23 protein-coding genes are annotated in these 25470 nt (G+C 69.4%); 5 read left to right on the plus strand and 18 right to left on the minus strand.

Features of this window, described 5'->3' with window-relative positions; genetic code table 11:
- Nucleotides 1-7 precede the first annotated feature (7 nt).
- The 3 genes from ilvC to NF20_RS11960 all read right to left on the minus strand — a co-directional run bounded on the left by ilvC (nucleotide 8) and on the right by NF20_RS11960 (nucleotide 3446).
- Entirely contained in the window at nucleotides 8-1009 is a 1002-nt protein-coding gene (ilvC, locus tag NF20_RS11950) for a ketol-acid reductoisomerase (protein ID WP_003878743.1), read from the minus strand.
- Between the two features lie 62 nt (nucleotides 1010-1071).
- Nucleotides 1072-1578 carry an acetolactate synthase small subunit gene (gene ilvN / locus NF20_RS11955; protein ID WP_003878744.1) on the minus strand — a complete coding sequence of 169 codons (507 nt, stop codon included), beginning with the start codon at nucleotides 1576-1578 and terminating at the stop codon, nucleotides 1072-1074.
- Nucleotides 1578-3446: an acetolactate synthase large subunit gene (locus NF20_RS11960; protein ID WP_009978243.1), complete on the minus strand. Its 1869-nt coding sequence runs from the start codon at nucleotides 3444-3446 to the stop codon at nucleotides 1578-1580. Before NF20_RS11960 ends, ilvN begins: the two co-directional genes overlap by 1 nt.
- A gap of 314 nt (nucleotides 3447-3760) precedes the next feature.
- Here NF20_RS11960 and NF20_RS11965 point away from each other — a divergent pair, with 314 nt between their 5' ends.
- Complete coding sequence (locus tag NF20_RS11965) at nucleotides 3761-4120, plus strand: PH domain-containing protein (RefSeq protein ID WP_009978245.1); 360 nt, start codon at nucleotides 3761-3763, stop codon at nucleotides 4118-4120.
- Nucleotides 4121-4138: 18 nt separating this feature from the next.
- On the opposite strand, the gene NF20_RS11970 is transcribed toward NF20_RS11965, so the two are convergent.
- Nucleotides 4139-4996, minus strand: a complete 858-nt coding sequence (locus NF20_RS11970; RefSeq protein ID WP_009978246.1) for a DoxX family protein — start codon at nucleotides 4994-4996, stop codon at nucleotides 4139-4141.
- A gap of 228 nt (nucleotides 4997-5224) precedes the next feature.
- Here NF20_RS11970 and NF20_RS11975 point away from each other — a divergent pair, with 228 nt between their 5' ends.
- On the plus strand, nucleotides 5225-6355 hold the full coding sequence (locus NF20_RS11975) for a PQQ-dependent sugar dehydrogenase (RefSeq protein WP_081231498.1): 1131 nt from the start codon (nucleotides 5225-5227) through the stop codon (nucleotides 6353-6355).
- Between the two features lie 90 nt (nucleotides 6356-6445).
- Here the strand turns inward: NF20_RS11975 and gatB are convergent, their stop codons facing one another.
- The 5 genes from gatB to gatC all read right to left on the minus strand — a co-directional run bounded on the left by gatB (nucleotide 6446) and on the right by gatC (nucleotide 12083).
- Nucleotides 6446-7957 carry an Asp-tRNA(Asn)/Glu-tRNA(Gln) amidotransferase subunit GatB gene (gene gatB, locus NF20_RS11980; RefSeq protein ID WP_023865123.1) on the minus strand — a complete coding sequence of 504 codons (1512 nt, stop codon included), beginning with the start codon at nucleotides 7955-7957 and terminating at the stop codon, nucleotides 6446-6448.
- Nucleotides 7958-7967: 10 nt separating this feature from the next.
- Nucleotides 7968-8822, minus strand: coding sequence for a MinD/ParA family ATP-binding protein (locus NF20_RS11985; protein WP_255343459.1), 855 nt, complete (start codon nucleotides 8820-8822; stop codon nucleotides 7968-7970).
- Nucleotides 8823-9235: 413 nt separating this feature from the next.
- Nucleotides 9236-10267: an ATP-dependent 6-phosphofructokinase gene (locus tag NF20_RS11990; RefSeq protein ID WP_003874997.1), complete on the minus strand. Its 1032-nt coding sequence runs from the start codon at nucleotides 10265-10267 to the stop codon at nucleotides 9236-9238.
- Between the two features lie 41 nt (nucleotides 10268-10308).
- Entirely contained in the window at nucleotides 10309-11790 is a 1482-nt protein-coding gene (gatA, locus tag NF20_RS11995) for an Asp-tRNA(Asn)/Glu-tRNA(Gln) amidotransferase subunit GatA (protein ID WP_033712638.1), read from the minus strand.
- The gene (gatC, locus tag NF20_RS12000; RefSeq protein ID WP_003874995.1) at nucleotides 11787-12083 is read right to left on the minus strand and encodes an Asp-tRNA(Asn)/Glu-tRNA(Gln) amidotransferase subunit GatC; all 297 of its coding nucleotides are present in this window, start codon (nucleotides 12081-12083) and stop codon (nucleotides 11787-11789) included. Before gatC ends, gatA begins: the two co-directional genes overlap by 4 nt.
- A 126-nt stretch (nucleotides 12084-12209) precedes the next feature.
- On the opposite strand from gatC, the gene NF20_RS12005 reads away from it, so the two are divergent.
- Nucleotides 12210-12866 (plus strand): amino acid-binding protein, encoded by a 657-nt coding sequence (locus tag NF20_RS12005; protein ID WP_088294940.1) that lies wholly within the window; start codon nucleotides 12210-12212, stop codon nucleotides 12864-12866.
- Between the two features lie 32 nt (nucleotides 12867-12898).
- Here NF20_RS12005 and NF20_RS12010 read toward each other — a convergent pair whose 3' ends face one another.
- Genes NF20_RS12010 through NF20_RS12020 form a run of 3 tightly spaced genes read right to left on the minus strand, consistent with a single transcriptional unit; the run spans nucleotide 12899 to nucleotide 16743 of the window.
- On the minus strand, nucleotides 12899-13333 hold the full coding sequence (locus NF20_RS12010) for a hypothetical protein (RefSeq protein WP_023896143.1): 435 nt from the start codon (nucleotides 13331-13333) through the stop codon (nucleotides 12899-12901).
- 48 nt (nucleotides 13334-13381) lie between these two features.
- Entirely contained in the window at nucleotides 13382-16300 is a 2919-nt protein-coding gene (locus tag NF20_RS12015; RefSeq protein ID WP_033712634.1) for an RND family transporter, read from the minus strand.
- On the minus strand, nucleotides 16297-16743 hold the full coding sequence (locus NF20_RS12020; protein WP_011725713.1) for an MmpS family transport accessory protein: 447 nt from the start codon (nucleotides 16741-16743) through the stop codon (nucleotides 16297-16299). The genes NF20_RS12015 and NF20_RS12020 overlap by 4 nt, the downstream gene beginning before the upstream one ends.
- A 203-nt stretch (nucleotides 16744-16946) precedes the next feature.
- On the opposite strand from NF20_RS12020, the gene NF20_RS12025 reads away from it, so the two are divergent.
- Entirely contained in the window at nucleotides 16947-17465 is a 519-nt protein-coding gene (locus NF20_RS12025) for a pyridoxamine 5'-phosphate oxidase family protein (protein ID WP_033712648.1), read from the plus strand.
- A 10-nt stretch (nucleotides 17466-17475) separates the two neighbouring features.
- Here the strand turns inward: NF20_RS12025 and NF20_RS12030 are convergent, their stop codons facing one another.
- The 4 genes from NF20_RS12030 to NF20_RS12045 all read right to left on the minus strand — a co-directional run bounded on the left by NF20_RS12030 (nucleotide 17476) and on the right by NF20_RS12045 (nucleotide 22433).
- The gene (locus NF20_RS12030) at nucleotides 17476-18078 is read right to left on the minus strand and encodes a TetR/AcrR family transcriptional regulator (protein WP_003874988.1); all 603 of its coding nucleotides are present in this window, start codon (nucleotides 18076-18078) and stop codon (nucleotides 17476-17478) included.
- A 73-nt stretch (nucleotides 18079-18151) separates the two neighbouring features.
- A complete protein-coding gene (locus tag NF20_RS12035; protein ID WP_033712633.1) occupies nucleotides 18152-19264 on the minus strand; it encodes a cystathionine gamma-lyase in 1113 nt (370 codons plus the stop codon).
- Nucleotides 19265-19268: 4 nt separating this feature from the next.
- Nucleotides 19269-21350 (minus strand): NAD-dependent DNA ligase LigA, encoded by a 2082-nt coding sequence (gene ligA, locus NF20_RS12040; RefSeq protein ID WP_023900029.1) that lies wholly within the window; start codon nucleotides 21348-21350, stop codon nucleotides 19269-19271.
- Between the two features lie 54 nt (nucleotides 21351-21404).
- The gene (locus NF20_RS12045) at nucleotides 21405-22433 is read right to left on the minus strand and encodes a methionine synthase (RefSeq protein ID WP_033712630.1); all 1029 of its coding nucleotides are present in this window, start codon (nucleotides 22431-22433) and stop codon (nucleotides 21405-21407) included.
- 98 nt (nucleotides 22434-22531) lie between these two features.
- On the opposite strand from NF20_RS12045, the gene NF20_RS12050 reads away from it, so the two are divergent.
- Nucleotides 22532-23176: a sensor domain-containing protein gene (locus NF20_RS12050; protein WP_003874984.1), complete on the plus strand. Its 645-nt coding sequence runs from the start codon at nucleotides 22532-22534 to the stop codon at nucleotides 23174-23176.
- Nucleotides 23177-23183: 7 nt separating this feature from the next.
- Here the strand turns inward: NF20_RS12050 and mnmA are convergent, their stop codons facing one another.
- Both mnmA and NF20_RS12060 read right to left on the minus strand, forming a co-directional pair.
- On the minus strand, nucleotides 23184-24260 hold the full coding sequence (gene mnmA / locus NF20_RS12055; protein ID WP_023896132.1) for a tRNA 2-thiouridine(34) synthase MnmA: 1077 nt from the start codon (nucleotides 24258-24260) through the stop codon (nucleotides 23184-23186).
- On the minus strand, nucleotides 24261-25439 hold the full coding sequence (locus tag NF20_RS12060; protein WP_033712627.1) for a cysteine desulfurase family protein: 1179 nt from the start codon (nucleotides 25437-25439) through the stop codon (nucleotides 24261-24263).
- Between the last annotated feature and the right edge of the window lie 31 nt (nucleotides 25440-25470).

Genomic DNA, 25470 nt, shown 5'->3' on the forward strand with positions numbered 1-25470 from the left:
GAAAGCGCTAGGCCGTCTCGGTGATCGGCCGGTCGACCCAGCTCATCAGGTCGCGCAGCCGCTTGCCGACCACCTCGATCGGGTGCTCGGCGTTCTCCTTGCGCAGCTGCTCGAGTTGCTTGTTGCCGCCCTCGACGTTGGCGACCAGCTTCTTGACGAAGTCGCCGTTCTGGATGTCGCGCAGGATCTCCCGCATCCGGTCCTTGGTCCCGGCGTCGATGACGCGGGGCCCGGACAGATAGCCACCGAACTCCGCGGTGTCGGACACCGAGTAGTTCATCCGCGCGATGCCGCCCTCGTACATCAGGTCGACGATCAGCTTGAGCTCGTGCAGCACCTCGAAGTACGCCATCTCCGGCGGGTAGCCCGCCTCGACCATCACGTCGAAACCGGCCTTCACCAATTCCTCTGTGCCACCGCACAACACGGCCTGCTCACCGAACAGGTCGGTCTCGGTCTCGTCCTTGAAGGTGGTCTTGATGACGCCGGCCCGGGTGCCGCCGATGGCCTTGGCGTAGGACAGCGCCAGCGCCTCGCCCTTGCCGGTCGGGTCCTGGTCGACGGCGATCAGGCAGGGCACGCCCTTGCCGTCGACGAACTGGCGGCGCACCAGGTGGCCGGGCCCCTTGGGGGCGACCATCGCGACGGTGACCTCGGCGGGCGGCTTGATCAGGCCGAAGTGGATGTTGAGCCCGTGACCGAAAAACAATGCGTCGCCGTCCGACAGGTTCGGCTCGATGTCGTTTTTGAAGATGTCGGCCTGCGCGGTGTCGGGGGCCAGCAGCATGATGACGTCGGCCCACTTGGCCACCGCGGCCGGGGTGTCGACGTCGAGGCCCTGCTCGGAAACCTTGGCGCGCGACTTCGAACCCTCCTTCAGGCCCACCTTCACCTGCACGCCGGAGTCGCGCAGGCTCAGCGAGTGCGCATGCCCCTGGCTGCCGTATCCGATGACGCCGACCTTGCGACCCTGGATGATGGTCAGGTCCGCATCGTCGTCGTAGAACATCGGCAATGTCTCCCCGGACGGGTTAGCCACTTCACTATCTCCTTCTCGTTGCAGCTGAAAACTTACTTGGCCGTGCCGATTCCGCGCGGACCGCGGGACAACGACACCACTCCCGATTGGACGATCTCACGGATACCGAAGGGCTCCAGCACCCGCAGCAGCGCCTCGATCTTGCCGCGGTCACCGGTGGCCTCGATCGTCAGCGCCTCCGGCGAAACGTCAATCACCTTGGCGCGGAACAGGTTCACCGCCTCGATGACCTGACTGCGGGTGCCGGCGTCGGCGCGCACCTTGATCAACGCCAATTCCCGCGACACCGAGTTGCCGTCCTCCAGCTCAACGATCTTGATGACGTTGATCAGCTTGTTGAGCTGCTTGGTGATCTGCTCGAGCGGGGTCTCCTCGGCGGACACCACGATCGTCATCCGCGACATGTCCTTCTGCTCGGTGGCACCGACCGCAAGCGATTCGATGTTGAAACCGCGCCGGCTGAACAGCGCCGCCACCCGGGCGAGCACACCCGGTTTGTCTTCGACCAGCACCGACAGCGTGTGCGTCTGCGGACTCATCAGGCGTGCCCTTCGGTCTCGTCGTCGAACAGCGGGCGGATCCCGCGGGCGGCCTGGATCTCGTCGTTGCTGGTGCCGGCGGCCACCATCGGCCACACCTGCGCGTCGGCGCCGACGATGAAGTCGATCACCACCGGCCGGTCGTTGATCGCCCGGGCAGCGTTGATCACGTCGACGACGTCTTCCTCACGCTCGCAACGCAATCCGACGCAGCCCAGCGCCTCGGCGAGCTTGACGAAGTCCGGGATGCGGTGCGAGTGGGTGGCCAGATCCGTTTGCGAATACCGCTCTTCGTAGAACAGGGTCTGCCACTGGCGCACCATGCCCAGGTTGCCGTTGTTGATCAGCGCCACCTTGATCGGGATGCCCTCGACGGCGCAGGTGGCCAGCTCCTGGTTGGTCATCTGGAAACAACCGTCGCCGTCGATCGCCCACACCTCGGCCTCCGGACGGCCCATCTTGGCGCCCATCGCGGCCGGAATGGCGAACCCCATGGTGCCCAGGCCGCCGGAATTGAGCCAGGTGCGCGGCTTCTCGTAGGAGATGAATTGGGCCGCCCACATCTGATGCTGACCCACGCCCGCCACGTACAGGGCGTCCGGCCCGGCGATCTGGCCCAGCTTCTCGATGACGTACTCGGGCCCGAGGCTGCCGTCGCTCTGCGGCCCGTAGCTCAGCGGATAGGTGGACTGGACGTCGTCGAGGTAGGCCCACCAGTCGGCGATGTCGAGATTGCCGGGCGCCCCGTCGTGGCGCAGCATCTCGACCAGTTCGGCGATGACGGCCTTGACGTCGCCGACGATCGGCACGTCGGCATGCCGGTTCTTGCCGATCTCGGCCGGGTCGATGTCGGCGTGGATGACCTTGGCTTCCGGGGCGAAGGTGTCCAGCTTGCCGGTCACCCGGTCATCGAACCGCGTACCCAGCGCGATCAGCAGGTCGCTGCGCTGCAGGGCCGCCACCGCCGCGACGGTGCCGTGCATCCCGGGCATGCCCAGGTGCTGGCGGTGGCTGTCCGGGAACGCGCCGCGGGCCATCAGCGTGGTCACCACCGGGATGCCGGTCAGCTCGGCCAGTTCGCGCAGCTGCTCGCTGGCCTCCCCGCGGATGACACCGCCGCCTACGTACAGCACCGGTTTGCGCGCGGCCGCGATCAGCTTGGCGGCTTCGCGGATCTGCCGGCTGTGCGGTTTGGTGGTCGGCTTGTACCCGGGCAGGTGGATGCGCGGCGGCCAGCTGAACGTGCACTGGCCCTGCAGCACGTCCTTGGGGATGTCGACGAGCACCGCGCCGGGGCGGCCGGAGGCGGCGATGTGGAACGCCTCGGCAAGCACCTGCGGGATTTCGTTGCCGGAGCGGACCAGGAAGTTGTGCTTGGTGATCGGCATGGTGATGCCGGAGATGTCGGCCTCCTGGAAGGCGTCGGTGCCGATCAGCGTGCGTCCCACCTGGCCGGTGACGGCGACGACGGGGATCGAGTCCATCTGGGCGTCGGCCAGCGCGGTGACCAGGTTGGTGGCGCCCGGACCGGAGGTGGCCATGCAGACACCGACCTTGCCGGTGGCGTGCGCGTAGCCGCTGGCGGCGTGACCGGCACCCTGCTCGTGGCGGACCAGCACGTGCCGCAGCTTCTTGGAGTCGAACAGCGGGTCATAGACCGGCAGCACCGCGCCGCCGGGAATGCCGAAGATCACCTCGACGCCGAGCTCCTCCAGCGATCGGATCACCGATTGTGCACCAGTAACTTGTTCGGGCCCAATGCGTTTCGGCTTGCCGGCGGCAGGCTTCGCGGCCGGGGCCGGCGGGGCCGGGGCGATGCCGGCAGCGCCGGGTGCGTCGGGGGCGGGCCGCCTGGTGGGAGCGCTCACTGTCGATCAGTCCTTATTCACTCTGGGAGTCTCGCGGGGCAACAAAAAACCCCCGACAGCTTGTGCTGCACGAGGGTTGCGCGTTGGTGCTGGATTGCTTCACATGCTGACGGGCAACTCAGGCACCAACGCGCCTAATTACTACGAGCATCCCGGGCTTTCCGGCGGTATCCATAGCGCTCGACGGTAGTCTTCGCACAGCTCAGCAGTCAAATCCGTGGCCGTGGGCGCCCCGCTGCTCAGGGTGAAATGATGGTCGGGTGGCCCGTGGTTCGTCGTCCCCAGTACCGTCCCCACCGCCCGCTGCGGCCCCGGTGGTGATCAAGGTGTCACCCGTCGCGCACCTGGCCGTCGGGTTTTTGACCTTGGGCCTGCTGATACCGGTGATGCTCTGGCCGCCGTCGGCGCCGTTGCTGCTGCTGCCGGTGCTGCTTTCGGCGCTGATCGTGCGGTTGCGGACCGTCGCCGACGATCACGGCGTGACCGTGCGCACGCTGCTGGACAGCCGGACGGTGCGCTGGGACGACATCGACGGGCTGCGTTTCCATCGTGGTTCCTGGGCGCGCGCCCGCCTGAAAAGCGGCGACGAGCTGCGCCTGCCGGCGGTCACGTTCGCGACGCTGCCGGAGCTGACCCGGGCCAGCGCCGGCCGGGTGCCCAACCCGTACCAGTGAAACCGGTGAAAACGCCGCTCAGCCGATCGGATTCACGCCGTTGAGCGCCACCCACACCCCGACACCGGCGGCGATGCCGGCCAGCAGGGCGACGAACGACCCGATGAAGGGCCGGTGCGCCCAGCCGCGCCGCGCGTCCAGGCCGTAGCGGCCCGGTCCGCACAGGATGACCGCGGTCGCCATCACGATGAGGGTGATCTGGTATTCGTGCCCCTGGGGCAGGAAGAACGAGAAGGTGTGCGCGTGCGGCCGCGCCGAGATCGTCGCCAACAGGCCGTTGATCAAGAACGCCAGCGCGCCCGCCGCGGCCAGCGGGGTGAACAGGCCCAGCACCAGCAGCACCCCGGCCACCAGCTCGCCGCCGGCACTGACGTAGGCCAGGATGTCGGCGTGCTGGTAGCCGACGTCGGACAGTGAGTTCCGGAGTCCCGTCACGCCCGAGCCGCCCCACCAGCCGAACAGCTTCTGCAGCCCGTGGGCGCCCAGCACCACGCCCAGCCCGGCCCGCAACACCAGCAAACCCAGGTGCTGGGTTCCGCGCCGGCCGACGTCGAGCAACCGGTCGTGGTGCTCGTCGTCGTCGTCGGTGGGCTCGGGGGCCGCGTGCCGGGCCGCCGAATGCGGCTGGACGTAGGGCAACGGCTCCTGCTGTTCGAGCAGGTGGTAGCCCGCGGCCCCGGAGCCGGCGACCGCTGCGGCGCCGCCGTAGGGGATGACGGTGGTGGTCCCGGTGGACGGATTGAAGTCGCCGGGGTATCCGACCGGGGTCAGGTCATCTTCGGGATCGACCAGCCGTGCCGAGGCGGGGCGTCCCGGGGTTGGCTCCGGGGATTCGCCGGGCCGCTGCCAATGTGCGTCATTCGGTTGACTGGTCACGGGTGTCAGGGTAAGGCAGTTGGCCCCGAATTGGGGATTTGAGCGGCGCTTTCGCCAGGCAATCGGCGGTTTGCCCGCCAAATGGGCCCGCCGGGCCGAAATCGGCCCGCCGGCCCGTTTTGAGGGCCGGTGCCGGGCGGGCCGAACGCGCTCTCAATGCCGCTTTCGGGGCCGGACATGCGGGACGCGTGTGGCGGCGGGGTCGGCAATGTCCGTAGCCTGACGGTCATGCGAGGAGGGCGATCAGGGCGGTCGGTGCGGCGCGGGCTCGCTGCGCTGTGCGGCCTCGTGCTGCTGACGAGCGGGTGCGCACGCTTCAACGACGCGCAGTCGCAGCCGTTCACCACGGCCCCCGAGCTCAAGCCGCAGCCGAGCTCGACGCCTCCCCCGCCGCCGCCGCTGCCGCCCACCCCGTTCCCCAAGGCCTGTCCGGCTCCCGGGGTGATGCAGGGCTGCCTGGAGAGCACCAGCGGCCTGATCATGGGCCCCGACAGCAAAACCGCCCTGGTCGCCGAGCGCACCACCGGCGTGGTCAAAGAGATCTCGGTCAGCGCGGAGCCGAAGGTGAAGACGGTCATCCCGGTCGATCCGTCCGGGGACGGCGGGTTGATGGACATCGTGCTGTCGCCGACGTATCAGCAGGACCGCCTGATGTACGCCTACGTCAGCACGCCGACCGACAATCGGGTCATCCGGGTGGCCGACGGCGACATCCCCAAGGACATCCTGACCGGGATTCCCAAGGGCGCCACCGGCAACACCGGCGCGCTGATGTTCACCAGCCCCACCACGCTGGTGGTGCTGACCGGCGATGCGGGCAATCCCGCGCTGGCCGCCGATCCCAAGTCGCTGGCCGGCAAGGTGCTGCGCATCGAGCAGCCCACCACCGTCGGGCAGGCGCCGCCGACCACCGCGCTGTCCGGGGTCGGCTCCGGCGGCGGCCTGTGCACGGACCCGGTCGACGGCTCGCTGTACGTCGCCGACCGCACCCCGACGGCGGACCGGTTGCAGCGCATCACCAAGACCTCGGACGTCTCCACGGTGTGGACCTGGCCGGACAAACCCGGCGTGGCCGGGTGCGCGGCGATGGACGGGACCGTGCTGGTGAACCTGATCAACACCAAGATGACGGTCGCGGTGCGGCTGGCGCCGAACACCGGCGCGGTCACCGGCGAACCCGACGTGGTGCGCAAGGACACCCACGCGCACGCCTGGGCGCTGCGCATGTCGCCGGACGGAAACGTCTGGGGCGCAACGGTCAACAAGACGGCCGGGGACGCCGAGAAGCTGGACGACGTGGTGTTCCCGCTGTTCCCGCAGGGCGGCGGCTTCCCGCGCAACAACGACGACAAGACCTAACTGTCGACGCGTCGAGCGTGGGCCCTGGGTACGAAATTTGTTGATTAGTGGGCCTTTTCCCACACGCTCGGCGAGCTGCGGGTGCTCAGCCTAGCCTTGGCCGCAGGCGGCCAGCACCAGTTCGCGCACCCGCGCGGCGTCGGCCTGCCCGCGGGTGGCCTTCATCACCGCCCCGACGATCGCGCCGGCCGCCGCGATCTTGCCGCCGCGGATCTTCTCCGCCACATCGGGATTGGCGGCCAACGCCTCGTCGACCGCGGCCTGGGTGACCGAGTCGTCGCGCACCAGCTCGAGGCCTCGGGCGTTCATCACCTGGTCGGGTTCGCCCTCCCCGGCCAGCACGCCTTCCACGACCTGGCGGGCCAGCTTGTTCGAGAGTTTGCCCTCGTCGACCAGGGCGATCACCGCGGCCACCTGGGCGGGGCTGATGTTCAGTTCGTCCAGCCCGATGTTGGCCTCATTGGCCTTTTGCACCAAGAAGTTTCCCCACCAGGCGCGGGCCTGCTCACTGGGTGCGCCGTGCTTGACGGTCTCGATGACCAGGTCCACCGCGCCGGCGTTGACCAGATCGCGCATCACCTCGTCGGAAACGCCCCACTCCTGCTGAATCCGCTTGCGGCTCAACCACGGTAGCTCGGGGATGGTCAACCGCAGCCGCTCCACCAGTTCGCGGCTGGGCGCCACGGGCTCCAGGTCGGGCTCGGGGAAATAGCGGTAGTCCTCGGCGGTCTCCTTGACACGCCCGGGGCTGGTGTAGCCCGCTTCGTGAAAGTGGCGGGTTTCCTGGGTGATCCGGCCGCCCGAGGCCAGAACCGCGGCCTGGCGCTGCATTTCGTAACGCACCGCCACCTCGACGCTCTTGAGCGAGTTGACGTTCTTGGTTTCTGTGCGGGTTCCGAACTCGGCGGTGCCGATCGGTTTCAGCGACACGTTGGCGTCGCAGCGCATGGAGCCCTGATCCATCCGGACGTCGGATACACCCAAGGCGCGCAACAGGTCTCGTAAAGCCGTCACATACGCCCGGGCGATCTGCGGTGCGCGCTCTCCCGCGCCGACGATGGGTTTGGTGACGATCTCGATCAACGGCACACCGGCACGGTTGTAGTCGATCAGCGACGTCGTCGCGCCGTGAATGCGGCCCGTCTCGCTGCCGATGTGGGTAAGCTTGCCGGTGTCCTCCTCCATGTGCGCGCGTTCGATTTCCACCCGCCAGGTGGTGCCGTCGTCCAGCGGCGCCTCCAGGTAGCCGTTGATGGCGATGGGCTCGTCGTACTGCGAAATCTGGTAGTTCTTCGGCATGTCCGGGTAGAAGTAGTTCTTCCGGGCGAACCGGCACCAGGGCACGATCTCGCAATTGAGTGCCAGCCCGATCCGGATGGCCGACTCGACCGCTGCCTGGTTGAGCACCGGCAGCGAGCCGGGCAGCCCCAGGCACACGGGGCACACCTGGGTATTGGGTTCGGCGCCGAACGCGGTGGTGCAGCCGCAGAACATCTTGGTCACCGTGGACAGCTCGACGTGCACCTCGAGGCCGAGCACCGGATCGAAACGCGCGATGACGTCGTCGTAGTCCATAAGCTCGGCGTTGGCGGCAACACTCATGGCGTCGATCCTAGTGGGGACCGCGACCGCGCTGCTCTCCCCTGCCCGGGAACATATCGGCCAGTGCGGCCGCCATCTCGAGGTAGCTGCGCCGGCTTTCCTTGCTCAACCGGTCCAGCGCGATCGTTCTGCCCTCGTGCACGTGCCGGTCGAACGGCAACACCACGGTGGCGCCGACCCGGGCGGACAGCCGGTCGAGTTCGGTGACGGCCACCGCGTCCACCTTGGCCGGCTCGACATGGTTGACGGCCAGCACGGTCGAGCGCATCAGTCGCTGATACCCGTTGTGGCGCAACCACTCCAGCGTGGTCTGGGTCTTGCGGATGGCGTCGATCGCCGGGCTGGTGACCACCACCAGCGCCCGCGACTCCGGCAGAACCGCTTCCATCACACTGGAATTGAGCGCCTTGACACAATCGACCAACACCACCGAGTAGTGGTTGCGCAGCATCGAAAACGCCTTGACGACGTCCTGGCGCTCCAGTCGCCAGTCGGTGCGCGCATAGTCCGGCAACCCGAGCACTTCCAGCCCGAAGCCGTTCATATAGGTCAGCGCCCGGATGTCCTCGTACCGGGTCGCCGGGCCGCCGCGCAGCAGGTCGGCCATGCTGTGCGGGTTGTGCCGGCCGTGCCGCTCCGCCAGATCGCCGGCGTCGATGTCCAGGGCGAGCACCCGGTCGTCGCGCACGGCGGCGAAGGTGGAACCGAGCGCCTCCACCACCGCCGTCTTGCCCACTCCGCCCTTGAGGTTGAGCACGGCGATGGGAAAGGCGGCGCCGACGGCCGCCCGAATGCGGGCCCGGAGTTCGTTTTCGTAGGTGGCTTCCTTGCCCGGGCCGAGGTCGATTCCGGTGAGGCGATGCACCAGGCCCCGCCAGTCGAACCGGGCCGCCTCGTCCTCCCGCTGGTCGAAGCGGTCCAGCGCGGTGGCGCCCAGCGTCGGCGTCGGCCGAGCGGGCGGCGAAACCCGCTGGGACGGCGCGGGCGGCCGGCGACCGGCCGGACCGTGCGGTTGCGGGACGGTGGCGGCCGCGGGGTCGTTGCCGGGGCGCCATCCGAGCGAGCGCGGCGCGCCCGGCGGCCCGCCGATGCAGCGGGCTGCTGAACGGCTCCGCGAATCGCACCGCGGTTGCGCATACCCCCGGTATAACCCTTATGACCGGGTCCGGAAACCACAAATAGGCGGTCAATGCGTCAACCTGGACCGTTCGCCGGCGAATTCAAGCCGCGGTTGACTCGTCGCCACCGATTGTTTGCCCGGACCGCGGGCCCGACCGCCTAACCGAAGAACGCGGCGGCGTCGTCGTAGCGGCTTTCGGGCACCAGCTTGAGCTGACGCACCGCGTCGGCCAGCGGCACCCGTCCGATGTCCTGCCCGCGCAGCGACACCATCTGGCCGTACTCCCCGGCGTGCGCGGCGTCGGCCGCGTTCACACCGAATCGGGTGGCCAGCACCCGGTCGTAGGCGGTCGGGGTGCCGCCGCGCTGCACGTGGCCCAGCACCGTCACCCGGACCTCCTTGTTGATCCGCTTCTCCACCTCGGCACCCAGCTGCGCGGCCACCCCGGTGAAGCGCTCATGGCCGAATTCGTCAATCCCGCCTTCCCGCAAGGAAATCGAACCGGGTATGGGTTTGGCACCCTCGGCGACGACGCAGATGAAATGCGAATCCCCGCGCTGGAAGCGACGTTTGACGAGCCGGCAGACTTCTTCGACGTCGAAGGGCTGCTCGGGGATCAGGGTCATGTGCGCGCCGGAGGCCAGTCCGGCGTTGAGCGCGATCCAGCCGGCGTGCCGGCCCATCACCTCCACCAGCATCACCCGTTGATGCGATTCGGCCGTGCTGTGCAGGCGGTCGATCGCGTCGGTGGCGACGGTCAAGGCGGTGTCGTGGCCGAAAGTCACGTCGGTGCAATCGATGTCGTTGTCGATGGTCTTCGGCACCCCGACCACGGGAACATTCTCCTCGGAGAGCCAGTGCGCGGCCGTCAGCGTCCCTTCGCCGCCGATCGGGATGAGGACGTCGATCCCGTTGTCGTCGAGGGTCTGCTTGATCTGGTTCAGCCCGGCCCGCAACTTGTCCGGGTGCACGCGGGCGGTGCCCAGCATGGTCCCGCCCTTGGCCAGCAGCCGGTCGTTGCGGTCGTCGTTGTGCAACTGGATGCGCCGGTTCTCCAGCAACCCGCGCCAGCCGTCCTGGAATCCGACCACCGACGAGCCGTACCGGGAGTCGCAGGTCCGCACCACCGCCCGGATGACGGCGTTGAGCCCGGGGCAGTCGCCGCCTCCGGTGAGCACTCCGATCCGCATGACCTCATCTTGCCTGGGGCGGCGGCTTCATGGCGAGCGGCTTAGATCGCGCTGCGCAGCGGGCCGCGCGCGGCCTCGTAGGCGGCGCCGACCCGGTACAACCGGTCGTCGGCCAGCGCGGGCGCCATGATCTGCAACCCCACCGGCAGGTCGTCGTCGGGCGACAGACCGGATGGCACCGACATGCCGCAGTGCCCGGCCAGGTTCAGCGGCAGGGTGCACAGGTCGAACAGATACATGGCCAGCGGGTCGTCGACCTTCTCGCCCAGCCCGAACGCGGTGGTCGGGGTGGCCGGCGAGACCACCACGTCGACGGACTCGTAGGCGGCGTCGAGGTCGCGGGCGATCAGCGTGCGCACTTTCTGGGCCTGGTTGTAATAGGCGTCGTAGTAGCCGGCCGACAGCGCGTAGGTGCCGATCATGATGCGCCGCTTGACCTCCGGGCCGAAACCGGCGGCCCGGGTCAGCGCCATCACCTCCTCGGCGCTGTGGCTGCCGTCGTCGCCGATGCGCAGCCCGTAGCGCATCGCGTCGAAGCGGGCCAGGTTGCTGGACACCTCCGAGGGCAAAATCAGGTAGTAGGCGGCCAGCGCGTACTCGAAGTGCGGGCAGTCGACCTCGCTGACCTCGGCGCCCAGCGCGGTCAACTGCTCGACGGCGGCCTCGAAGGAGGCCAGCACGCCGGGCTGATATCCCTCGCCGCGCAGCTGCCTGACCACCCCGACCCGAACACCCTTGAGGTCACCGGCCGCGCCGGCCCGGGCGGCGCCGACGACGTCGGGCACCGGCGCGTCGACGGAGGTGGAGTCGCGGATGTCGTGGCCGGCGATCACCTGGTGCAGCAGCGCGGTGTCGAGTACGGTGCGCGCGCACGGGCCGCCCTGATCCAGCGATGACGCGCAGGCCACCAGGCCGTACCGGGACACCGTGCCGTAGGTGGGCTTGACCCCGACGGTCGCGGTGAGCGCGGCGGGCTGCCGGATCGAGCCGCCGGTGTCGGAGCCGATCGCCAGCGGCGCCTGGAACGCCGCCAGCGCGGCCGCGCTGCCGCCGCCGGAACCGCCGGGCACCCGCTCGACATTCCACGGATTGCGGGTCGGGCCGTAGGCCGAGTTCTCGGTCGAGGAGCCCATCGCGAACTCGTCCATGTTGGTCTTGCCCAGGATCGGGATGCCGGCGGCCCGCAGCTTGGTGGTGACGGTGGCGTCGTACGGCGAACGCCAGCCCTGCAGAATCTTGGACCCGCAGGTGGTTGGCATGTCGATGGTGGTGAAGACGTCCTTGAGCGCCAGCGGCACCCCGGCCAGCGGCGAGGGCAGCCGCTCGCCCGCGGCCACCGCCTCGTCGACGACCGCGGCCGCGCCCAGCGCCTCGTCGGCGGCCACGTGCAAAAAGGCGTGGTAGCGCTCGTCGGTCGCCGCGATCTGGTCCAAACAGGCCTGGGTGACCTCGACCGAGGACAGCTCCTTGGCGGCGATGCGGGCGGCCAGCGTCGCGGCGTCCGATCGGATGATCTCGTTCACTCGTCCCCCAGGATCTGCGGGACGGCGAACCGGCCGTCGACGGCTTCTGGCGCTTCGGCCAGCGCTTCGGCCTGCGTCAGGCAGGGCATCGGCTCGTCCGGGCGGGTGACGTTGAGGTCCTTCAGCGGGTTGTCGGTCGGTTCGACGCCGGTGACGTCGACCGCCTGCACCTGGCTGACGTGGGTGAGGATGGCGTCGAGCTGGCCGGCGAAGCTGTCGAGCTCGGCGTCCGTCAGCGCCAGCCGGGACAGCCGGGCCAGGTGCGCCACCTCATCGCGGGAGATCTGGGACACGATCGGAAAGCCTAGCCCGCCGCGTCCGCCGCGCTGGCGTGACGTTCGGCGGCCACCGCCACGCTGGCGTTACGCCCGGTTACGCCCGGCGGGCAGAACACCCTGGGCTGTGCAACAGTGTTGGCCGTGCCGTCCTATCTGTTGCGCATCGAGCTCCTCGACCGTCCGGGCAGCCTGGGGTCGCTGGCGGTGGCGCTCGGTTCGGTGGGAGCCGACATCCTCTCGCTGGACGTGGTGGACCGCGGCTCGGGTTATGCGATCGACGACCTGGTGATCGAGCTGCCGGCCGGGGCCATGCCCGACACGTTGATCACCGCCGCCGAGTCACTGTCGGGGGTGCGGGTGGACAGTGTGCGTCCGCACACCGGTCTGCTGGAGGCCCACCGCGAGCTGGAACTGCTCGACCACGTCGCCGCGGCCGACGACAAGACGGCCAGGCTGCAGGTGCTGGTCGACGAGGCGCCCAAGGTGCTGCGGGTCAGCTGGTGCACGGTGTTGCGCAGCGCCGGTGGCGAGCTGCACCGCCTGGCCGGCAGTTCGGGCGCTCCGGAGACCAAGGCGGATTCGGCTCCCTGGCTGCCGTTGGAGCGGGCGATGACGCTGGACAGCAGCGGGGACTGGGTGCCTAAGGCGTGGCGCGATATGGACATGACGATGGTCGCGGCGCCGCTGGGTGACCCGCACACCGCGGTGGTGCTGGGCCGGCCGGGCCCGGAATTCCGGCCGTCGGAGGTCGCCCGGCTGGGCTATCTGGCCGGGATCGTGGCCACGATGCTGCGCTGATTCCGGCGCACGCCCGAATGATGTTGTGCTACTTAGGTTTTACTCGCCGTCACCACGTTGGCCCTCGGCAGACGCCTTTTCAGGGCGGCGACCCGCAGTAGCTGAACGGTCAGGTTGGTGGCTCCCAGTATCGGGAACAACCCGATGTAGATGCGCAACGATCTGACCCCGTGCAGTTCGAGGGTGCTGAACACGATGAAGCATCCGATGGTGAACACGGCGGCCGGGATCGAAAAGGCCAGCGGGGAACTGCGATCGGCGATGGTCTGCGCCGCGCAATCGAATTCCTCCTGCGACATCGGTTCGCCTTTGCGCAATTTGTCCAAAACCCTTCTGGTGCCGCCGATCTCCTCACCGATCGGGGTGGGCTGGCGCCCCAGCAGCCGCTTCACGAAGGCGAAGACGAAGACGGCGAGCACCAATTCGGTCACGCCGGCGAGCACCGCCAGATAACCAAACAGGCCCAAGTTCCTTCACTCCTTTGTCGGACAAGGCGGTGTGGCATCGCCGGAGAACTAGCCGCGGGAATGCCTTGCTGCTGACGGTGTCTCGGGCACGACGGCAGGGTCGCCGTCTTCCCAGAGCAGCAGCTGGCGAACCGCCGGCCGCGGACCGTAGGGCCGCAGCATCGTGCTGGCCGGCCGGGGACGCACCCGCTGGGGCCACCAGAACCACCGGCCCAGCAGCGCGGCGACCGACGGCGTCATGAACGACCGCACGATCAACGTGTCGAACAACAGCCCCAGCGCGATCGTCGTCCCGATCTGACCCAGCACCAACAGCGAGGCGGAGACGAAGGAGGCCATGGTGAAGGCGAACACCAGCCCGGCGGAGGTCACCACCGCCCCGCTGCCCGCCATGGACCGGATGATGCCCGTGTTCAAGCCGGCGTGGATCTCCTCCCTGAACCGGGAGATCAGCAGCAGGTTGTAGTCGGATCCCACCGCCAGCAGGATGATGACGGACAGCGCCAGGCAGATCCAGTACAGCTTGATGCCGAGGATGTCCTGCCAAACCAGCACGGACAGGCCGAACGAGGCGCCCAACGACAGCGCCACCGTGCCGACGATGACGATCGCGGCGACCAGGCTTCGGGTGATGAGCACCATGATCAGCAGGATGAGGCTCAGCGCGGCGATCCCCGCGATCAGCAGGTCGTATTTGGCGCCCTCGGCGATGTCCTTGTACGTTGCGGCGGTGCCGGCGAGATAGATGTTGGAGTCCCCCAGCGGCGTGTTCTTGACGGCCTGTTTGGCGGCGTTGCGAATCGGCTCGATGTGCGAAATGCCTTCGGGGGTGGCCGGATCGCCCTCGTGCGAGATGATCATGCGGGCGGCCTTGCCGTCCGGCGAGAAGAACAGTTTCAGTCCCCGTTTGAATTCGGGGTTGGTGAAGGCCTCCGGCGGCAAATAGAACGAATCGTCGTTCTTCGCGGCGTCGTACGCCTGGCCCAGTGCGGTGGCGGTGTCGGTGTTCGCCCGGGTCTGGGCGTTGATCCCGAGGTTGGTGGCGTAGTTGGACAGCGTCAGCGCGAGGTTCTTCTCCTGATCGGCGATCTGGGGCGGCAACAGGGTCACCAGTTTTTGTTGGCCCGCGTCCAGCTTGTCCAGGCTGGCGGTGAGCTTTTCAAACTGCGCGCTCAGCTCGTCGATACCGTCGAGCGCGTCGAAGACGGATCGGAACGCGAAGCACGCCGGAATGTCGAAACAGTGCTTCTCCCAATAGAAATAGCTGCGCACCGGCCGGAAGAAATCGTCGAAGTTCGCGATCTTGTCCCGCAGGTCGTTGATGATGGCGATGGTGTCGTGAAAGCTCTGCGTCTCATCGTGGGTGGAGGCCGCGAGCTGCTTTTGCAGCGCATACTGCTGGTTGAGAATGCCGATCGTGTCTTTGAGGTTGTCGGCCTGTTTGAGCAGATCCTCGGCGCGCTCCTTCTGGTATTGCAGGTTTTCGATGCTGCCGATGCTGGCCGCGCTGATCTGGAATGCCAACGAGGTGTGTTCGATCGGGGTACCCAGGGGCCGGGTCATGGACTGGACCTGGGCGATGCCGGGAAGGTGCGCGATCGCTTTGGCGACGCGCTCCAAGTTGATCATGTCGGCCGGATTGCGCATGTCGTGATCGGTCTCGATCATCAACAGCTCGGGATTGAGCCGGGCCTGCGAGAAGTGCCGCTCGGCGGCCGTGTAGCCGGTGTTCGCCGGGGCGCTGGCCGGCATGTAGGGGCGGGCGTCGTAGTTCGTCCGATAGCCGGGCAGGGCGAGCAGTCCCACGAGGGCAACCCCGGTGGCCACCACCAGGATCGGGCCCGGCCAGCGCACGATCGCGGTGCCGATGCGCCGCCACCCCCGCGTCGCCATCTGGCGCTTGGGGTCGAACAGCCCGAACAGGCTGCCCACCGTGATCACCGCGGGCGTCAGGCTGAGCGCGGCCGCCAGGGCGACCCCGATGCCTATCGCGGCCGGAATCCCCAGGCTCTGAAAGTAATTCAGCCGCGTGAAGCGCAGACACAACACCGCACCCGCCACCGTCAGCCCCGACCCCAGCACGACATGGGTGGTTCCGCGATACATGGTGTAGTAGGCGGTTTCGCGATCCTGCCCTTCGTGGCGTGCCTCGTGGTAACGGCCGACGAAGAAGATCGCGTAGTCGGTGCCGGCGGCGATGACGAGCAGCGTGAGCAGGTTCGTCGCATACGTCGACAGCCCGATCAACCCGACGCTGCCCAGAAACGCCACGATGCCCCGGGCGGCGGCCATTTCGACGATCACGGTGACCAACACGAAAACCGCTGTGACGGAACGGTAAACCCATAGCAGCATGGCCAGGATCACCAGCACGGTGATCACGGTGACCTTGAAGATGCCCTTGCTGCCCACCTCGAACTGATCGGTGACCAGCGGCGCCGCCCCGGTCACGTACGCGTTGACCCCCGGTGGCGGCGGCGTGTGCTCCACGATATTGCGGATGGCGTCGACGGACTCATTGGCCAACGCATCGCCCTGGTTGCCGGCGAGATAGACCTGCACGTAGGCGGCCTTGCCGTCCTTGCTTTGCGAGCCCGCCGCGGTCAGCGGATCGCCCCAGAAGTTCTGTACGTGCTCGACGTGTTTGGTGTCGTGTTCGAGCTTGCCGACCAACGCGTCGTAGAACCGGTGGGCGTCGTCGCCCAGCGGCTTGTCGCCCTCCAACACGATCATCGCCGCACTGTCGGAATCGTATTCGTGGAACACCTTGCCGATGTGCTGCATCGCCTGAAACGACGGCGCGGCCGGGGTGTTCAGGGACACGTTGTGGGCCTTGGCCACATCCTCCAGGTTCGGCACGGCGATGTTGGAGATGGCGGCCACCGCCACCCACACCAGCAGTATCGGTACCGAGAGACGACGAATCGTCTGCGCCACAACGGATCTGGTGGCCTGATCCGTGGTCATGCGGACTTCACCAGACAGAAGGTGTAGGCGTTCACCTGGTTGACGATCCTTTCGTCCTTGACGTCACCGTCCACCGTGATGCGACAGCCGAGCGAATCACTGTTGCCCTGCGCCACCAGGTTGCTGAAGGCCCCGGGCTGGGTCGTCACCATGGTCAACGACCACGGCAGGGCCGCGTTGAGCACCTGCCGCGGCTGGACATTGATGTCCACGTAGTTGATGGTCGCCACCGCCCCCGGGTTGCCGAACACCTCGAGGGTGATGTGCTTGGGGCTGAACGGCTCGGTCTGGTCGGAGATGCCGCCGGCGGCCGACGTGTTGTTGTGCGAGCCGAAGATGCCGTGCAGCCGGTAAACGCAGAACCCGGCGACGCCGACCACCACGACGACGACCAGCACCATCCACCCTCGCTTGACCAGCGACGCTATCGAAAAGCCTTTCACCCGTTAGCCTTTCGAATTCGGGTGACGGCTCACGCCCTAGGGCGAGCGCGGCTGCCAACGTCATCAGCGGGATCGACAGGTATCACAGTACGGTACGGGACCGTACTGTACAAGAGGGCCGCGGCGGGCAGTGGCGGGCGATGAATTCCGGTGCCGCCCCGGGTCGATAGCTGTATCCGCCCGGCCAACTGCGAGGAGTATTGATGCTGCCCACCCCGATTTCGGCGACGGACCTGAACATCTACGGCGACGCGGAGCTGCCATGGAGCCGGGTCCTCGAGGCGATGCGGGCCCTGCCCTCCCCCGAGACGCCGCAGTTCCTCGGCACGGTGCGACCCGACGGCAGTCCGCACGCGGCCGGCGTCGGCTCGATCGAGCATGCCGGCAACATCTATTTCACCAGCGGGCCGGCGGCGCTGAAGTCCCGCAACCTGGCCGGCAATCCGGCCTGCACCCTGTCGGTGCGGCTGCCCGGGGTCGACCTGATCCTGCAGGGCGACGCGCACCGCACCACCGACGCCGGTGAGCTCGACGCGGTCACCGCGCTGTTCCGCGACGCCGGCTGGCCCTGCGAGCGCGACGGCGACGCCGTCGTCGCCCCCTACAGCGCCCAGAGCGCCGGGCCGCCGCCGTGGCATCTGTACCGATTCGTGCTGCGCGCCGCGGTCGGGGTCGCGCTCACCGAACCGCACGGCGCGACGCGCTGGGCATTCTCCCCGTAGCCGCGCCGGGTCAGCGAGCGGTCAGGCCGGGGATGAGGAACCCGTCGACCAGCGCCTGCACGGTGCGGCGGCTGGGCGGCCGGGTGGGCACGATCGACCGGAAGATCAGGTAGCCGGGCAGCAGGTCCCAGAGTTCGTCGGAGATGGCGTCGGCGCTGATCTCGCCGCGGTCGACGGCCTGATGCAGCACGTGCTCGATCAAAGCCCGGCGCTGGTCCAGGAATTGGTGCTGCAGCGCGTCGTTGAGCGCCGGGTGCCGCGACACCTCGAACATCACCGCGCGGATGGTGCTGGCGTGGTGGCCGACCTGCTCGCAGACCGTCTCCCCCAGGGCCAGCAGGTCGCCGCGCAGCGTGCCGGTGTTCGGCGGGACGGCCACCTGGCGCACGCCCTCGATGAAGGCGGCCAGCACCAGTTCGGCCTTGGAGGGCCAGCGCCGGTACACGGTGGCCTTGCTGGCGTGGGCGGCGCCGGCGACGGCGTCCACCGTCAACTGGTCATAGCCGTGTTCCTGCAGCAACCGCAGGGTCACCGCCAGGATCTCGGCCTCGCGCGGCGACCACGGCGAGGCCTGCTCGCAGCGGTCGGCCGTCTGGGTCATAGCGCCCACCATAGATGTGCTCGGCCGGTGCCGACGAATTTCGGCGCCGCGAACCTCGCCGGATGGCCACGGCTGCAAAGGTCCGTCAGCGCAGGGTCAGCAGGGCCCGCTCGATGTCGGCGAGCAGGTCGTCGGTGTCCTCGATGCCCAACGAGATGCGCGCGAACCCGTCGGGGACCGCGTCTCCCCAGCGGGCCCGCCGGTCCACCGAGGTGTGCAAACCGCCGAAGCTGGTGGAGGCGATCAGCAGCTCGCTGCCGTCGAGGAGAGCGCGCACCGCGGCGGCGTCGGCCAGTTCGACGGCGACCAGGCCACCGAACCGGCGCATCTGGGCCCTGGCCACCGCGTGCCCCGGGTGCTCGGCCAGCCCGGGATAGCGCACCGCACGCACCGCCGGGTGGCGGGCCAGCAGCGTCGCCACCGCCCGCGCGTTCTGGCACTGGCGCTCGAAGCGCAGTCCGGCGGTTCCCAAGCTGCGCAACAGAAGCCACGCCTCGAACCCGCCCAGGATTGCCCCGGCGAGCAGCCGTTGGCGTTCCACCGCGGCCAGCAACTCGGGCCGGCTGGTGGCGACGTAGCCGGCCAGCAGGTCGCTGTGACCGGACAACGCCTTGGTGGCGCTGGCCACCACTGCGTCGGCGCCCAGCGACAGCGGCTGCTGACCCAACGGCGTGGCCGCGGTGTTGTCGACCACCAGCCGCGCTCCCCGACCGTGACAGACGGTGGCCAGCCGGTGCAGATCGACCACGTCCAGCGCCGGATTGGTCGGCGTCTCGGCCAGCACCACGTCGGCGTTCGCGGCGGCGTCGTAGATCTGCGCACTCGACGCCTCGATGACCGTCACACCCGCGGGCGCCAGGTCTTCGGCGGCGTGGCGGCGCACCTGGTAATAGCCGTCGGCCGGCACCACCATTGTCGACCCGGGCGGGGCGAGCGCGCGCAGCACGGCGCTGAGGGCCGCCATGCCGGAACCGAACACCAGCGCGCCGCCGGCACCCTCGAGCTCGGCGAGCGCCGACTCCAGTTGCCGCCAGGTCGGATTGGAGTTGCGGCCATAGCTGTCCACGCCCGCGGTTTCGTCGCCGGAGAGGTGATAGGTGGCGGCCAGCACCGGCTGCGGCGCCACCGGTTGGCCCGAAACAGCTTGAGGATCAACAGCTTTGAGGCTACGGGTGGAGTCACCGTAGTTGCCGCTCATCGGCTCAGTCCGCCGGGGTTTCGGGCGGGCCCTCGGCCAGCAGCTTGCGGAAGCCGTCCTCGTCCAGGATGGGCACGCCGAGCTCGACCGCCTTGTCGTACTTGGAGCCCGGCGAATCGCCGGCCACCACGTAGTCGGTCTTCTTCGACACCGAACGGGCGGCCTTGCCGCCGCGCGCCAGGATCGCCTCCTTGGCGTCGTCGCGGGAGAAACCGGCCAGCGACCCGGTGACCACCACCGTCAGCCCCTCCAGCGTGCGCGGCACGCTGGCGTCGCGCTCGTCGGCCATCCGCACGCCGGCGGCCCGCCACTTGTCCACGATCGCGCGGTGCCAGTCGACGGTGAACCATTCGGTGAGCGCCGCCGCGATCGTCGGGCCGACCCCCTCCACCGCGGCGAGCCGCTCGGTGGACGCCGACATGATCGAGTCCAGATCGCCGAACTCGGTCGCCAGGGCGCGCGCCGCCGTCGGCCCCACGTGCCGGATCGACAACGCCACCAAAACACGCCACAGCGCAACCTTTTTCGCCTTCTGCAGGTTCTGCAGCAGCCGTGTGCCGTTCGCGGACAACGTGCCGGCCTTGGTCCGGAACAGCTCGGTGCGCAGCAGGTCGTCCTCGGTGAGCGCGAACAAGTCGCCCTCGTCGGCGATCACCCCGGCCTTGAGCAGCGCGGTGGCCGCCTCGTAGCCCAGCCCCTCGATGTCGAGTGCGCCGCGGCCGGCGACGTGAAACACCCGCTCTCGCAGCTGCGCCGGGCAGGACCGGGCGTTGGGGCAGCGGATGTCGGCGTCGCCCTCCTTGGCCGGCGCCAGCGGGGTGCCGCACTCGGGACACGTTGTGGGCATGACGAATTCGCGTTCGGTGCCGTCGCGCAGGTCGACGACCGGGCCCAGCACCTCGGGGATCACGTCCCCGGCCTTGCGGATCATCACGGTGTCGCCGATCAGCACGCCCTTGCGCTTGACCTCGGCGGCGTTGTGCAGGGTGGCCAGCCCCACCGTCGACCCGGCCACCTTGACCGGGGTCATGAACGCAAACGGGGTGACGCGCCCGGTGCGCCCGACGTTGACGCGGATGTCGAGGAGCTTGGTCTGCGCCTCCTGGGGCGGGTACTTGTAGGCGACCGCCCACCGCGGCGCGCGCGAGGTGGCGCCGAGCCGGCGCTGCAACGCGACGTCGTCGACTTTGACCACCACACCGTCGATCTCGTGTTGCAGGTCGTAGCGGTGCTCGCCCCAGTAGCCGATCCGCTCCTGCACCGCGGCCAGCCCGCGCACCCGCGCGGTCTGTTCGGCCACCGGCAGCCCCCACACGCTCAGCGCGGTGTAGGCCTCGTGCTGGGTTTTGGGCGAAAACCCCTCGGTACGGCCGATGCCGTGGCAGATCATCCGCAGCTTGCGCCGCGCGGTGACGGCCGGGTTCTTCTGGCGCAGCGACCCGGCCGCGCTGTTGCGCGGATTGGCGAACGGCGCCTTGCCGTCTTCGACCAGGCTGGCGTTGAGCGCCTCGAAGTCGGCGAGCAGGAAGAACACCTCACCGCGCACCTCGAGCAGCGCCGGAACCGGGAAGTCGTCGCTGGGCGAGAGGCGTTCGGGCACGTCGTCGATGGTGCGGGCGTTGAGCGTCACGTCCTCGCCGACCCGGCCGTCGCCCCGGGTGGCGGCGCGTTCCAGCCGGCCGTCGCGGTAGACCAGCGACAGGGCCACCCCGTCGATCTTGAGCTCGCACAGGTAGTGCGGGTCCTTGCCGATCTCGTTCTCGACGCGATTGCTCCAGGCGATTAGCTCGTCGGTGTCGAAGACGTCGTCGAGGCTCAGCATCCGCTCCAGGTGCGCCGCCTCGGCGAAGTCGGTGGCGAAACCCGCCCCGCCGACCAGCTGCGTGGGCGAATCGGCCACCCGCAGCTCGGGGTGACGCTCCTCCAGGGCGAGCAGCTCGTTGAACAGCGCGTCGAACTCGGCGTCCGAGATGATCGGCGCGTCCTTGATGTAGTAGCGGAACTGGTGTTCGCGGACCGTTTCGGCCAGCTCCTGCCACTGCCGCCGCACCTCGGGCGGTACCGAATCAGCCTCTGCCGAGCTCACCTTGGCAGGCTATCCGAGCCGACCGACGCAAAACCCGGCAACCTTGCGGGTTGCCTATTCGATGGCGTCGGGGTCCTCGGCGAACAGTTCGGCCGCCCGGCGGGCGAGCCCGATCGCGGTGCGCGCCCACTCGGGCGTGGCGCCGGCCAGGCCGCACGCCGGGGTGACGCCGATCCGGTCGCGCAGAGCCGAGCGGGTGAAGCCGAGCCGATCGGTCACCGCGACCACGGCGCCGGCCACCTGCTCGGCCGACGGCCGCCGCGGCGGGACGCCGACGGCGACGACGCCCAACGCCACCGCCCGGCCCGACTCCACGAACGCGGCCATCCCGTCGAGGTCCGCGGCGCCCAACGCGCTCGCATCCACCGACACCGCGCTGAACGCGCTGTCCTGCAACAGGTTCCATGGAATGTCGGGGCCGCAGCAGTGCAACAGCACCTCACCGCCGACGGTGTGGACGCAGCCGTCGAGCAGGCCGCGCGCCAGGGCCTCATCGAGCGGCGGCACCGGACTGAGCGCGGTCACCCCGGGCAGCCCGCCGCCCAACGCCGCCGGCAGCGACGGCTCGTCGAACTGGACCACCACCGGCGTCTCGAGGCGGCGGGACAGCCGCGCGCGGTGCGCGGCCACGCCCTCGCCCAGCGAGGCCGCCAGATCGCGCAGCGCCCCGGGGTCGGTGATCGCCCGGTGCCCGTTGGCCAGCTCGATCTCGGCGGCCAGCGTGACCGGCCCCGGGGCCTGCACCTTGACCACCCGGCCGTCGTTGCGCAGGCCGGCGGCCTCCCAGGCCTCCTCCAGCGCGTCCATGTCCTCGTCGAGCAAGCTGATGGCGCGGCGGGTGACCGCGCCCGGCCGGGCCACCAGGCGGTAGCCGCGCGGCACGGTGTCGATGGCCACGTCGACCAGCAGCGCCCCGGCCCGGCCGAGCATGTCGGCGCCCACCCCGCGGGCGGGCAACTCGACGATGTGGGCCAGCGCGCCCGCCAATTCCCCGACGACGACCTCGGCGGCCTCCCGCGCGACCGTGCCGGGCCACGATCCGACGCCGCTGGCCGTTGCGAAGGGGCGGGCGAAAGCACTCACCGAGCAACCGTATTCGACGTCGGCCGATCCGACGGCCGGCAGGGGGCTGGGGGCCCGGGCGCGGCGCGGGTAGGTTCGAGCCGAAGGGGTGCGAAACGGTGTCGCAGAAGGCGAATGGTCGGTGGCTGCCGCTGCTGGGCGCGGTGGTGCTGCTGGCCGCGGCGTGCAGCCGGGTGGTGGACGGGGCGGCGGTGCCGGGACCCGGCGCCAACCACCGGGTGGTGCAGGGCGTCGACGTCGACGCCATCCTGCTGGACCAGTCGCGGATGCGGGCGATCACCGGCGCCGGGGAGCACCTGAGCATCATTCCCTCGATGGACGGCACCAGCCCGGTGGACATCGAGGCGCTGGCGCAGACCGCGCCGCCGGAGTGCCGGTTCATCTACGCCGAGACGGCAACGTTCGGGCGCGATCTCGAGGCGTTTCACAAGACCACCTTCCAGGACCCGCCCGACGGGGCGTTGATCTCCGAGGGCGCGGCGGCCTATCGCGACGCCGACACCGCGCGGCGCGCCTTCGGCTCCCTGGTGGGTGCGGTCACGGACTGCGCGAACGGCTCGGGCGGTCAGCTCTACGTCGGCGACTGGAACGCCGACGCCGGCTCGCTGCACCTGCGGCCCGGCGGCTGCGGGCGCGACTACCGGATCCTGTCGGTGGCCATGCTGGAAGTCACCTTCTGCGGCTTCGCGCAATCGGTGTCCGACATCGTGATGACGAACATCGCCGCGAACGTGCCGCGTTAGGCGCGGCTCAGCGCGACGTGCCGGCAATGGTCGCGCTGCCGAGCACCTCGTCGCCGTCGGGGTCGCGCCGGTAGAGCGCCAGGGTCTGGCCCGGTGCGACGCCGCGCAGCGGGGCGCGCAGGCGCACCACCAGCTCGTCGCCGACCAGTTCGGCCACCGCGTCCGCGGTTTCACCGTGGGCACGCACCTGAACCGCGCACTCGAACGGCCCGGACGGAGCCGTGCCCGAGGTGAATACCACTGCGCGCCCGAGCATTTCGCGCACGTCGAGGTCGGCTGCCTCCCCCACCCGCACGGTCGCGGTGTCGGCGTCGATCGCCGTCACGTAGCGCGGCCGCCCGTCGGGGCCCGGCCCGGCGATGCCGAGCCCTTTGCGCTGCCCGATGGTGAAGCCGTGCACGCCGTCGTGCTCGGCGAGCACCGTGCCGTCGGCGTCGACGACGGCGCCGCGTCGGACCCCGATGCGCTCACCCAAAAAGGCGCGGGTGTTGCCGGAGGGGATGAAGCAGATGTCGTGGCTGTCCGGCTTTTCGGCGACGGCCAGCCCGCGCCGCGCGGCCTCTTCGCGGATCTGCGGCTTGGGGGTGTCACCGATGGGGAACGCCGCGTGCCGCAACTGCTCGGCGCTGAGCACGGCCAGCACGTAGGACTGGTCCTTGTCCTTGTCGACGGCGCGGCGCAGCCGCCCACCGGACAGCCGGGCATAGTGCCCGGTGGCCACCGCGTCGAACCCGAGCGCAACGGCTTTGGCCGACAGCGCCGAGAACTTGATCTTCTGGTTGCACGTCACGCAGGGGTTGGGTGTTTCGCCGCGGGCGTAGGCCGACACGAACTCGTCGATCACGTCGGCTTGGAACTTCTCCGCGAAATCCCAGACGTAGAACGGGATTCCGAGCACATCGGCGACCCGGCGCGCGTCGGAGGCGTCCTCCTTCGAGCAGCATCCCCGCGACCCGGTGCGCAGCGTGCCCGGGGCGGTGGACAGCGCCAGGTGCACGCCCACCACGTCGTGTCCGGCGTCGACCATCCGGGCGGCGGCGACCGACGAGTCGACGCCGCCGCTCATGGCGGCAAGCACTCTCACTTACGAAGCCCCCGCTGCGGCCAGCGCGGCCCGGCGAGCGCGTTCCACCGCCCCGGGCAACACCCGCAGCACGGCGTCGACGTCCGCGTCGATGCTGGTGTGCCCCAACGACAGTCGCAACGAGCCGCGGGCGCTGGCCGGGTCCACGCCCATCGCCACCAGCACGTGCGACGGCTGCGCCACACCGGCGGTGCACGCCGAACCGGTTGAACACTCGATCCCGTTGGCGTCCAACAACATCAACAGCGCATCGCCCTCGCAGCCGCGGAAGGTGAAGTGCGCGTTGCCGGGAAGGCGCAACGGATCGCGGGCGCCGTTGAGGGTGACGTCCTCGATGCCGCCCAGCACCCCGTCGACCAGCCGGTCCCGCAAGGCGCGCAGCCGGGCGCTGTTGGTTTCCAGCCCGTCGACCGAGATCCGGGCCGCCGCCGCCATTCCGACCGCCCCGGCGACATCGGCTGTGCCCGAACGGATGTCGCGTTCCTGCCCGCCGCCGTGCGCCAGCGGCACGCACGCGACGTCGCGGCGCAGCAGCAGCGCGCCCACGGCCGGCGGGCCGCCGAACTTGTGCGCGGTCACGCTCATCGCCGACAACCCGCTGGCGGTGAAGTCGACCGGCAGCTGGCCCACCGCCTGGACCGCATCGCTGTGCATCGGGACACCGAATTCCGCTGCGACAGCAGCCAATTCCGCGACCGGCTGCACGGTGCCGACCTCGTTGTTGGCCCACATCACCGAGACCAGGGCGACGTCGTCGTGACGGGTGAGCACCTCGCGCAGCGCGGCGGGGCTCACCGAGCCGTCGGCGGCGGTCGGCAGCCAGGTCACCTCGGCGCCTTCGTGTTCGACGAGCCAGTTCACCGAGTCCAGCACGGCGTGGTGTTCCACCTCGCTGGTCACGATGCGCCGGTGCCGCGGCTCGGCGTCGCGGCGGGCCCAGTAGATGCCCTTGACCGCCAGGTTGTCGCTCTCGGTGCCGCCCGCGGTGAAGATCACCTCCGAGGGGCGCGCGCCCAGCTTGTTGGCGATCAGCTCGCGGGACTCCTCGATGCGCCGCCGCGCCGCCCGGCCGCTGGTGTGCAGCGAAGAGGCGTTGCCGACCGTGCCGAGCACAGCCGTCATCGCCTCGACGGCGGCGGGGTGCATCGGGGTAGTGGCGGCGTGATCCAGGTAGACCATGACCCGACCCACGATACCGGCCGGCCGGCGG

The organism is Mycobacterium sp. MAC_080597_8934 (genome assembly GCF_000523975.1).
Taxonomy (GTDB): domain Bacteria; phylum Actinomycetota; class Actinomycetes; order Mycobacteriales; family Mycobacteriaceae; genus Mycobacterium; species Mycobacterium avium.

What these genes read in the sequence shown, in the direction of transcription:
- NF20_RS12060 (WP_033712627.1), bottom strand. Translation starts at nt 25,439, where the DNA reads ATGGTCTACCTGGATCACGCCGCCACTACCCCGATGCACCCCGCCGCC.
- NF20_RS11990 (WP_003874997.1), bottom strand. Translation starts at nt 10,267, where the DNA reads ATGCGGATCGGAGTGCTCACCGGAGGCGGCGACTGCCCCGGGCTCAAC.
- NF20_RS12025 (WP_033712648.1), top strand. Translation starts at nt 16,947, where the DNA reads ATGCTGCCCACCCCGATTTCGGCGACGGACCTGAACATCTACGGCGAC.
- NF20_RS12030 (WP_003874988.1), bottom strand. Translation starts at nt 18,078, where the DNA reads ATGGTGGGCGCTATGACCCAGACGGCCGACCGCTGCGAGCAGGCCTCG.
- NF20_RS11975 (WP_081231498.1), top strand. Translation starts at nt 5,225, where the DNA reads ATGCGAGGAGGGCGATCAGGGCGGTCGGTGCGGCGCGGGCTCGCTGCG.
- NF20_RS12015 (WP_033712634.1), bottom strand. Translation starts at nt 16,300, where the DNA reads ATGACCACGGATCAGGCCACCAGATCCGTTGTGGCGCAGACGATTCGT.
- ilvC (WP_003878743.1), bottom strand. Translation starts at nt 1,009, where the DNA reads ATGTTCTACGACGACGATGCGGACCTGACCATCATCCAGGGTCGCAAG.
- NF20_RS12035 (WP_033712633.1), bottom strand. Translation starts at nt 19,264, where the DNA reads ATGAGCGGCAACTACGGTGACTCCACCCGTAGCCTCAAAGCTGTTGAT.
- ilvN (WP_003878744.1), bottom strand. Translation starts at nt 1,578, where the DNA reads ATGAGTCCGCAGACGCACACGCTGTCGGTGCTGGTCGAAGACAAACCG.
- gatB (WP_023865123.1), bottom strand. Translation starts at nt 7,957, where the DNA reads ATGAGTGTTGCCGCCAACGCCGAGCTTATGGACTACGACGACGTCATC.